General features: G+C 43.3%; 7 protein-coding genes and 2 pseudogenes. 5 read left to right on the forward strand and 4 right to left on the reverse strand.

Going from position 1 to position 10702, the window contains the following annotated elements; translation table 11 throughout:
- The 4 genes and pseudogenes from O9332_RS19745 to O9332_RS19760 all read left to right on the forward strand — a co-directional run.
- On the forward strand, positions 1 to 597 hold a 597-nt coding region (locus O9332_RS19745; protein ID WP_288027027.1), incomplete at its 5' end, for an ISL3 family transposase.
- A gap of 195 nt (positions 598 to 792) precedes the next feature.
- Positions 793 to 1185 (forward strand): annotated as a pseudogene (locus O9332_RS19750) (ISAs1 family transposase); the annotation flags it as partial.
- 84 nt (positions 1186 to 1269) lie between these two features.
- Positions 1270 to 2367 (forward strand): sulfotransferase family protein, encoded by a 1098-nt coding sequence (locus O9332_RS19755; protein ID WP_002760199.1) that lies wholly within the window; start codon positions 1270 to 1272, stop codon positions 2365 to 2367.
- Between the two features lie 255 nt (positions 2368 to 2622).
- Positions 2623 to 3618 (forward strand): lysylphosphatidylglycerol synthase transmembrane domain-containing protein, encoded by a 996-nt coding sequence (locus tag O9332_RS19760; RefSeq protein WP_002760200.1) that lies wholly within the window; start codon positions 2623 to 2625, stop codon positions 3616 to 3618.
- Between the two features lie 386 nt (positions 3619 to 4004).
- Here the strand turns inward: O9332_RS19760 and kaiC are convergent, their stop codons facing one another.
- From kaiC to O9332_RS19775, 3 genes are all read right to left on the reverse strand, one after another.
- A complete protein-coding gene (gene kaiC / locus O9332_RS19765; protein WP_002760201.1) occupies positions 4005 to 5567 on the reverse strand; it encodes a circadian clock protein KaiC in 1563 nt (520 codons plus the stop codon).
- A 193-nt stretch (positions 5568 to 5760) separates the two neighbouring features.
- The gene (kaiB, locus tag O9332_RS19770) at positions 5761 to 6075 is read right to left on the reverse strand and encodes a circadian clock protein KaiB (RefSeq protein ID WP_002733742.1); all 315 of its coding nucleotides are present in this window, start codon (positions 6073 to 6075) and stop codon (positions 5761 to 5763) included.
- A gap of 56 nt (positions 6076 to 6131) precedes the next feature.
- Positions 6132 to 7061 carry a circadian clock protein KaiA gene (locus O9332_RS19775; RefSeq protein WP_288027031.1) on the reverse strand — a complete coding sequence of 310 codons (930 nt, stop codon included), beginning with the start codon at positions 7059 to 7061 and terminating at the stop codon, positions 6132 to 6134.
- Positions 7062 to 7558: 497 nt separating this feature from the next.
- Here O9332_RS19775 and O9332_RS19780 point away from each other — a divergent pair, with 497 nt between their 5' ends.
- Positions 7559 to 9946, forward strand: coding sequence for an ATP-binding response regulator (locus tag O9332_RS19780; RefSeq protein ID WP_288027033.1), 2388 nt, complete (start codon positions 7559 to 7561; stop codon positions 9944 to 9946).
- Between the two features lie 411 nt (positions 9947 to 10357).
- Here O9332_RS19780 and O9332_RS28155 read toward each other — a convergent pair.
- Positions 10358 to 10562 (reverse strand): annotated as a pseudogene (locus O9332_RS28155) (hypothetical protein).
- Between the last annotated feature and the right edge of the window lie 140 nt (positions 10563 to 10702).

A 10702-nucleotide genomic window follows, 5' to 3' on the forward strand; every position in this document is an offset into this window, starting at 1 on the left:
AGCATAGACCTTTGGTTGCCCTATAAAAATTTGGTGAAAGAATTGATGCCATCGGCCGAGGTAGTCGCCGATAGATTCCATGTAATGAAACAAATTAATCAAGAGTTAGACGAACAAAGAAAAGCAGAAAAAAGAGCCGTAGAAGCGCAGAAAAATAAAAAACAGAAAGCGGAAAAAGAAGCGAAGCTAGAAGTTTTAAAGCGAAGTAAATATAGTCTGTTAAAAAATGAAGAAGATTTAACGGAAACTCAAAAAATCAAACTAGAAGCTATCAAAGAAAATTTCCCAAATTTGAAAAAGATGCACGAGTTAAAGGAAGAATTTAGAAAGATTTATGAAACCTCAGAGAATCCGACAGAAGGACTGCTATCTATCTCAGAATGGTTGGCAAAATCCTCCAGTGTTTTTACCAAGAGTTGTCAAAAAATCCGAAACTGGTTTGGAGAAATCATTAGTTATTTTGAGCGAAGGACAACGAATGGGGTGGTCGAGGGAATCAACAATAAACTGAAACTAATAAAACGGAGAGCCGATGGCTTTAGAAACTTTCGGAATTTTTGGGTTAGAAGTATGTTATCTTGGCATCTTGTATGTTGATTTAGCATAAAGGGTAACGAAGAGCCAAGCGGGGTAGTAATTTTTAGGCAGTGGTTTGAGAAGCTCTTTTATGAGTTTTGAGAAATTCGTCATCAGGGCAAACTACCTATTGTGAGGGGGAATAAGTTGTCTAGATTCTATCTATAATAGCTTTTTTTGTCTGACTTTTCTCAACGTTCAACACTTCTAACATCAGTCTTTAATGTAACTCATCCCTTTAATAATGTTTGGGAACACATTAAAAGTTATATTAAAGTGGAAAGGTATGGTGAAAGAGGGGGAGAAGGGTATTATAATTGTGCCTAGTACATTAGTAGTTTGGTAGAAAGTGCTCAAACTTTTGCTCGAAAAATTCGAGGTCATTGGAACATAGAAAATCAGTTGCACTGGGTAAAAGACGTAATTTTTAAGGAAGATACTTTACCTTTAACTGACTTTCAAGCTGTTAGTAATTTGTCAATTCTCCCAACTATAGCTCTAAATCTTTTCAGAGGTTTAGGCTTTTTATCCTTTATCCTTTTATCCATTACAAAGGGGCAAAGATGGCTTGATAACAAGTGGTTCAGGCTTTGCGATTTGTTAGAATGAATCAGCCCTAGGGGCCGCTTGGGAATTCGGCAAAACCTTGGCCAGCCAAGCTATCCGCCAAAAAAACGCTAAAAAATAGTTAATATGTCCAGTTTGTTTCATCCCCTTTGTGGTAGTAACCTTAGTACCCTATTACGTTTATTTTTGACTAATGGCGGCATCGATCGCCCCAATTTCGCCCCGGCAACCCTGGCGCTGGCAGTTACCCTGGCGCGACTGCCTTTTTCTACCCTAGAACGAATTTTGATGACAGGGTTTTATGAGCGCCGCGTGCAGGTAAAAGCACCCATTTTTATTGTCGGCTATTGGCGCAGCGGCACGACCCATCTGCACAATTTACTCGGTCAATCGGAGCAATTTGGCTATATTTCGCCCCTAGCGGTGGGATTACCCTGGGATATCCTCGGTATCGTCCGCTTATTTCAACCGCTGCTAGAATTAGCCCTACCGAGCGATCGCCATGTGGATAACGTCGCTGTTACTCCCGATTCACCCCAAGAAGACTCGATCGCCCTGGCCAGCATGATCCCCCTTTCCTACTACCATGGTTTATACTTTCCCCAACGTTTTCAGTACCATTTCGATCGAGGGGTTTTTTTTCAGGGCTGCAGCGAGAAAGAAATCGCCACTTGGCAGCGTTGGCATACTCATCTATTAAAAAAAGTTTCCATCCATCAAAGAGGCAAACAATTACTAATCAAAAACCACGTTTATGCGGCACACATTGCCAAATTGCGAGCTATCTGGCCCGATGCTAAATTTATTCATATCTACCGCAATCCCTATCGAGTTTTTCCCTCAACCCGCCACTTTTTTACCCGCATCCTACCAGAACTAGCACTGCAATCCTACGATAATTTATCCACAGATGAAATCGAGCAGGTAATTCTAAAAAGTTATCCCCCAATGATCAATTCTCTCCTGCGAGATAGTGCCGATTTACCCGCCGATAGTTTTGTAGAAATTCGTTTTGAAGATTTAGAAAAAGAACCCCTAGCACAAATCGAGAAAATCTACGATCAACTGCAACTTCCCGACTTAAAAATATCTATGCCTCGCTTTGAGAAATATATCGCTAGTCTGCAAGGATATAAAAAAAATAATTATCCCCCAGACCCAAAAGCGCTCGAATTAGTCGAATCTCATTGGCTGCCATTTATTCAACGTTGGAATTATTTTTAGTTATCAGCTTTATCAGTTATCAGTTATCAGTTATCAGTTATCAGTTATCAGTTATCAGTTATCAGTTATCAGTTATCAGTTATAATTCATAATTCCCCATCTCCCCACTACCCCACTTCCCGCTCTCCTAGACCTTTTAAACAGGATTTAGTAAGTACCTAAGCAAAATTAATTACACCTATCTAACTACTTCTTGCCTATTGCCTATTGTCTATTGCCTATCCTAACCAAGAAATTAATTTTGCACGACTACTTATGAAATATCTTAAATTTATCTTTCTGGGTTTAGGTTTTGTTTTACTAGGGGTAATTTTACGCAAAACAAATCTGCAAGAAGTTTGGCAACAAATCACCCTAGTCGGTTGGTGGGGAATGACATTAGTAATTATTTTTTATTTCCTAGAATTCCTCACCGATGTTTTTACTTGGCAACTAACTTTTAAAAGCATTCCTATCCAACCTCGATGGACAATTCGCCTATTATTAATTTACATGGTAGGGGCAGCCTTTAATCGCGTGACTCCCTTCGCTTCTTTGGGAGGAGAAGGTTTTAAAGCAGTGATGTTAAAAACTCACTATCAGATTAGCTATAAAGAAACCAGTGCCTCGATTATTCTGACCAAGACATTAAATACTGCTTCCCTTGTCTTCTTTGCAATTATCGGTTTTTTTCTGCTCCTAGCTTCCCCAAAATTCTCCAATTCTTTTAAAACTTTTACTGGATTAAGTCTCGCTATATTCTCCAGTTGTATCCTGATATTTTTCTTGATTCAGCGATTCCGTTTATCCTCCAGAATAGTTAATCGATTAGGTCATTCTTTTTTAGGTGATCGCCTAGCTAAACCTTTAGAAAATCTTCGCAGTGTCGATGATCGTTTAGGGGAATTTTACCGGAATCTGCCCCTATTTAGAAATGGCTTGATCGTCGGTTTTCTCAATTGGCCCCTCGGAGTTTTAGAAATCTATGTTTTAATGCAGTTTCTCCAACATCCGATCAGTTTTGCCGATGCTTGGTTATTTGATTCTGTCGCTCAATTAGTGCGTGCTGGAACCTTTTTTATTCCCGCTAATATCGGTACTTTAGAAGGTTCTTTAGTGCTGCTGGGTGCTTCCTTAACCGGGAGTCTAGAATTAGGTTTAGCGATTTCTGTAATTCGCCGGGTTAAAGATATTCTCTGGATTATATTAGGTTTATTGATCTGGTGGTTATTTTCCCTAAGACCGACTTTACCCGATCGCTCTTCAAAATAATCTCAATCATACTAAATCCGTTGAGTATAGGTAACATATCAGGATAGGCACTCATGTACTCATGCGCTCATGCAAAAAGGGGAATAAATAATCAGTCTTTAATAACCAGATTTAGTATTATCAGTAACTTTTAAATTAGTACAAATATATGAACAACTGCGTGTAAGCATCCCACCTAAAAACTAATGCGCGCCGGGGTTTGGGGGGTTCTACCCCCCAAAAGTCTGGATTGAGGACAAAAAATCTAGAAAGCACAGTTTTTAAAAATTCGCCTGGTTAAAGATATTCTCTGGATTTTATTAGGTTTGTTGATCTGGTGGTTATTTTCCCTAAGACCAACTTTACCCGATCGCCCTTCAAAATAATCTCCATCAGTCAACCCCCGATTATTCATCCTGTAATTTTTCGCGCACATTGCGAACAATCCGCGATAATTCACTCTTTTCATCGACGCTAATTTTAGTTGGAGAACCACTAATAATCCGCTCGTAATTGCGGAAAGAATCCTTGATATCCGCCCCATCCTGACTGATAGTATATTCACGAATCCCTTTATCGTGCCAAGAACCGCGCATCTTAAAGACGTTAATCGCTCGCGACATTTCGCCGCGAATTTCCACATACTGCAACATTAAAATCGTGTCGGTAATCGTAGAAATATGGGATTCGGTGATCGAGTGCGCTCCCATGAATTGGTCGGTGGTATTGGTGAAAAATCCCGTAATTTCCTCCTGTTTGGCGTATCCTGTCACCCCGATCACAAATTGCCGAAAAGCATTATTTGTCACCCCGCGCGCGAGCGCCGATAGAGAATCGATGGCAATACGGGAGGGTTTAAATTCCGAGATTTCCGACTTAATCATCTGTAAATGGTCTTCTAATCCCGCCGATTCGGGGTAAGAACACAATAATTTTAATAATCCCTTGCGTTCCATCTCCTCAAAATCGATCCCCCAAGAAGAAGCATTTCGGGACAATTGGGCGCGAGATTCTTCATAAGCGAACAAAATCGCCCGCTCACCGCGCCTACAGCCTTCTTCCAGAAATTTACTAACTAAGAGAGTTTTACCCGTACCGGTTGCTCCTGTAGCCAAAATAATCGAATCCTTGAAAAAACCGCCTCCACACATATCATCGAGGGTTTTTACTCCCGAAGAAATGCGGACATTAGAGGAGCGCTGAGTTAAACGCATCGCACCGAGGGGGAAGATATTAATGCCATCATTGGTGATAGTAAAGGGATATTCCCCCTTCATGTGGGTTGTTCCCCGTAATTTGAGGATTTCTGCGGTTCTGCGTCGTCTTTCTCCCTCTAGCACGTTCCGCATAATTACCACATTATCAGAGACAAATTCCTCTACACCAAAACGCGCCACCGCTCCGTATTCTTCGATACGTTCCGTGGTCATAATTGAAGTCACTCCTAATAATTTTAGCCGGGCCACGAGCCGAAAAATTTCTCGCCGCACCACTGACACCGCTTCGTACTGCTGAAAAACAGCAGTTACAGAGTCAATTGATACCAGTTTTGCTTTATATTTGGTAATTGCGTATTGAATGCGCTCGATCAGGGCCGAAAGATCAAAACTACCCACCACCTCTTGACCTTCCGGATCTGGAGAAGCATCGAGAATAAATAACTTACCCTGGTCAATTAATTCTTCTAAATCCCAACCAAAACTATAGGCATTTTGGATAATATCGGTGGGAGATTCTTCAAAAGTAACAAACAGTCCCGGATAGTCAAAATACTTGATCCCGTGGTAGAGAAATTGCACAGCAAGCAGGGTTTTTCCCGTGCCAGAAGTGCCACTCACTAAGGTAGTTCGCCCCATGGGTAAACCACCGTGAGTGATCTCATCAAAACCTTCAATCAGGGTTCTAATTTTGCGAACACCTTTCGGTTTAATCGGTGGATTCAATTGGCTATTAGAGTTAGATTGAGTCATTATTTATCCAGCGAATATTTAAAGAGTAGGATTTTTATCTAATTTTTCCACAGAAACATATCAGGCCTGACTAGATACTTTATACCATCTTGATGTCCCTTGACTCTTGACTTTCCCATAAACGTACTAGATTACGCCCCGATCATTTCTCCTTCAATAAATATAACCCGTCTAATCACCTATTGCCGAAGGCCTAGCTATCATTTTCTCGTTCACGAATTTCCTCGTACAGTAAGTCTAAACCGATCAGAACCTTCTCTCGATCGGACAAATCACCGATAATTTTCCGCACCGGGGGAGGGAGGACTTTCGCGAGGGTAGGAGTAGCGAGAATCTTGTCTTCCTCCGCTAGTTGCGGGTTTTTCAGCACGTCAATCACCTTGAGCGCATACACTCCCTGAAATTCCTCTTCTAGGATATTTTTCAGGGTTTTCAAGGCACGCACGGAGTTGGGGGTATTGCCGGCGACGTACAGTTTTAAAACATAGGTTTTTTTAAAGACGCTCATAGGTTAAGATAAAAGGGGCTGGGGATACGAGTTTATTGTTATTTATTGGGGAGATTTTAGTCTATTCCCAATAATAAATCATAAGGGATATCCTCGCGAGGTATGGAACGACGATACATTTCCCCCAAGTGAGCAAGGATATCAATGAGAGCGAGACGATAATCTAGGAGAATTTCCTCACTTCTGCCTTCTAATTTTAACTGTTGGGAAAATTCATCCATTAACTCCATGTGAATTTCCAGAATTTGCGACACTGAGAGATCGGTAAAAAAGACATTATTAACCAACTCATCGATCGCTTGATTAATCGGATAATCCTGTTGGAAGTAATTTAAAATAATCTCCCGATAATCTCTTCTTAATTCCCGCAGTAATTCGTTTTTTTCCGCCGGGGCAAGATTGCGATAGAATAGCTGCGGGTTGCGTTTGTAGTAAACACCTAAATAGCCGAGTCTTTCTTTTAATTTTTCCGCTAAACGGCGCTGTTGTAGGAGGAGAAAACTGTGATTATTTTCCACGGGATTTGGTTGGTTAACAATCGTGGTAGGTTCGGAAAAAGAGCAATTAGGAGCTAAATGGAGAAATCGAGCGATCGCTTGGTCGATGACCGAGGTGATGCTGTCTAATTCCTTGACGGTAATTTGTAATTCGGCACTATGATAGAGACAGGTGGGAGAGTCATTCGTCTCGGCAGTGATGTTCTTGTCAGCGACAATGATCACTACTGGCAGTAAAATCCCCCCTTCGTAGAGTTGATTAAAAGTCGGCTGTAGGGAAGGATGAGAGACCACCAGCAAACAATCGATTTTTTCCTTCTCTGCCTCGATATTAGCCAGTAATTCGCTAGAAGAAGACCCTAGGGTTAGATTATAGCGTTCATTAGCCAATAAAGCCGTCAAAGAATTAACCAGCCCCGGAGGTGAACTCACTCCCGTCAAGGGTGGGTCCGTTGGGACAAAAGCATAAATAGTCAGTCTCGGAGGCAACGTTTTCTCACCCGCAAGGTAGATAGAAAATAACAAACTATAGGTTAGGCTTTCTCTGTTGAGAAGACAACCCCCTCGCCATCAGATCGGGGAAGTTAAAGTTAACTTTGCTTTTTGGCAGTGGGTATTGTAGTTAATTGTAATCAATGGAGCGGTCCTCTAGATGAGCAAGCGTCATAATCAAGGTAGATTCAAGTTCTAGGACTACTAATAGTTTGGCCATCAGTTTGTTAATTAGGGCTGGCTGAATAAATCTAAAAACCTTGTTGGATAATACTTTTAGACCTTTTTGAAATCCAAAAGTGCCGGGGATGGGAGTGAGCAGGGGGAAAATTCCGGGACTTTTGCCCTGAAAATTAGGTAATTGACCACCTGAAAATCGGTAAAACCCTATACCCTACACCCTACACCCTACACCCTGCCCCCACCGAAAAACTTTTTGCCGCAAACCCTAATTATGCCCTAAAGTTACCGCCACCGCCCACCCAATTATCCCCATGCCTAGCGTTACCCTCAGCCTCCATCACTTTAATCAATCCGTCACTGCCTGTGAATTAATTATTGACCGGGCAAGTCTTTGCGATTTAATTAATACGGGCAATCCAGAAGCGATCGTGGTGGTGGATGAGCGGTATTGTCCCCTAGGACTGATTGAGAGTCAAACCCTGATTGCTTACCTCCTCTATCAACAACAGCACCCCGAAACCAGAAACCCCTCCTCCAGCTGCCTGGATCTGAGCGGTTGGCTGCGTCCGATTATCCCTCTTAACGCTCGCATGGCCGTAAGTGAGTTTCTGGCAACCCTGACGGGAGAAGCGCTCGCCTTCGTCCCCATTTTAGTGGATGCTCAAGGCAAACTGTTAGGACGCTTAGACACGGGCAAACTTCTCCAATTTTGTCTCGGGTGCTCGATTCTCGATGATCCTCCCCCGCAGCCCCGCATCAGCGATCGCAATCCCCCCCCCCGCAGCGATCGTCCTCTGGAATTTCTGGAACAATTACCGCTGCCGCTGCTGCTCTACAGTCCAGAAGCGGGAATTTTATACCAAAATCAGGCTTGGTGTCAACAAATCGGGGCGGCTTTCCCCGCTAATATCGATAAATCTCCCTTTGCTTTGGTTAATGACCCCTTAACCCTCCCATCCCCCACCCCCCCCCTGTTTCCCCAGCGTCTAGAAACGGTGACATCGGGTTTAGCCAAGACTTGGCGACTGTTGTCCGTGCCGTTAAATTGGGCGGATAATTATCCCTTGCTCGAGAAAACTTCGGGACTGTGGTTACTGTTGGCCACCGATATCACGGAACAACAGCAATATTGTCAGGAATTAGCGGTTAAAAATGCCGATTTAGTCCATTTAAATCGTCTTAAGGATGAATTTCTCGCCTGTGTCAGCCATGAGTTTAAATCGCCCCTCACCGCCGTGATCGGTCTCTCCAATCTGCTGCGGGAAGAAAAAATCGGTGAACTTAACCCCCGACAGTCGAAATATGCCGATTTAATCTATCGCAGCGGTCGCCAGTTGATGGCTTTGGTCAATGATCTCCTCGATTTAACCCGCCTGGAGACAGGACAACTAAAATTAACTTTAGCTAGAGTCAAAATCGATCGCCTCTGTCAACGGGTGTACGATATCATCGTCGATAAGTATCCCCAACGTCTCGATCTCCCCGGCAGCTATCGTCTTGACATTGAATCAGGGTTAGATTATGCCCTGGCCGATGAAGCCCGTTTACAACAGATGTTAGTGAATTTGTTAGATAATGCGGTTAAATTCACCATTGATGGCGGTAATTTCGGCATTAAAGTCAATCGTTGGGAAAATTGGCTGGCTTTTACCGTCTGGGATACGGGGATCGGTATTCCGGAAGAATCCCAGCATCTGATTTTTCAGAAATTCCAACAGCTAGAAAGTCCTTTCACCCGTCAATTTGAGGGTGCTGGTTTAGGTTTACTCCTCAGCCAAAAATTAGCGCGCTGTCACGGTGGCGATCTATCCTTTGTCTCCAAGGACCGGGAAGGCAGTCAATTCACTTTACTGCTGCCGGTTGATCCTCAAGCAACAGAAGGGGAACAATCGCCTCCCCAGCGTCTGGTGTTAGTGGTGGAAGCTAATCCCCAAGTGATCGAACAGTTTGTCGATCGCTTGAGTGAATTGGGATTAAAAGCGATTATCGCTCGTAGCGGCACTGAGGCGATCGAAAAAGCCCGTCAGTTAAAACCCCGTTGTGTTTTTCTCAATCCCAATCTACCCCTGTTGTCCGGTTGGGATGTGTTAACGCTGCTGAAATCCCATCCCCAAACCAAAGATATGAAAGTTATTGTCACCGCCGCTGATTCCGAGCGCAACCGCAGTCAACAGCAAGGGGCCGATAGTTTTCTGGTTCCGCCGATCACCTCGGCAGCTCTGCAAGCTTGCCTGAATCTGACCGTTTCCCCCATTCCTAGCCGCAAACGGCGCACTGCTCCGACTCTGCTGCGTTTACACGGCCATTATGCCCCCAATTTCTCCGATTTATCTTCCTTTAGCTGGATTTGGAATAATCAATTAGTTCGGGAGAATTATCGTTTTATTGAGGCCGATAGTTGCGAACAGGCGGAACTTTTAGCTGGTGTCTGGGAGGTGGACGCTATCTTAATCGATAGTTCGATCGCAGAAGATTTATACTCTTATCTGCAAACCTTGAGCGAGTCGCAAACCCTAGCTAATTTACCCCTAGTCACCCTTGATGTGGCCGTCACCGAGGTGGCCAATCAAATCCCCGGTTTAGCCGTTTTTCCCTGTTTGGCCCCCCCGACGGAAAACCGCATCGAACAGCTATTAAAGGTGATCGAGACTGCTGATCTGGCTTTTTCTGGCCACTTGAGCGGCGATCGCGTCCTGTAGGGGCGAAGCATTCGGGCATAACCTATCGGTGAAACCGGAGATTTTCTATCCGAATGCTTCGCCCCTACTTTTTGCCGCAAACCCTAAATAGGGGCTGCGGCAAAAAGTTTTTCGTGGGGGCAGGGTGTGGGGTGTGGGGTGTGGGGTGTGGGGTTTTACCCATTTTCAGGTGGTCAATTACCTAATTTTCAGGGAAAAAATCCCTAAATTTTCCCCCCAATCACTCCAATGGTAGGCACTTTTTCAGGGAAAAACAGTCTAAAAGCCTTATCCAACAAGGTTTTTAGATTTATTCAGCAAACCCTAAATAGTTAAAGGCTAAACTGGACAATTTTGGATAGCGATCGCTCATATTATACTAGGTTTACATGATTACGAGCTATCTAACACACGGTCGGGTGCAATGATTTGTTAGATCTCAAATTCGATTACAGTAGCAATGGCGGCTACAATTTCCAGTATTGTAATTTCAGAAATGCTTCCTAATTTACGAATAAACCTTTGTAAATCCACCCCCCTTAGTTGAAGAGTGTCATTTGATTTCTGCACCAACAGTAGGATCGAAGTTGACTAACCAAATTTCTCCACGTTTTGGCAGCTCAGGGTTAATAGTCAATGATGTCAGCTGCCATTAACTCCTGCCATTCAGAATCTTGTTGATAGTGAGAGAGCATTATATCGGCTTGACTTTTGAGAATATTCCTCCGTTCAGTCATTGGTAACTTCAGAAAAGCAAGACGCTGTTTTAAGGATGGA

The sequence above is a fragment of the Microcystis sp. LE19-10.1B genome (assembly GCF_027530565.1).
Taxonomy (GTDB): Bacteria; Cyanobacteriota; Cyanobacteriia; order Cyanobacteriales; family Microcystaceae; genus Microcystis; species Microcystis aeruginosa.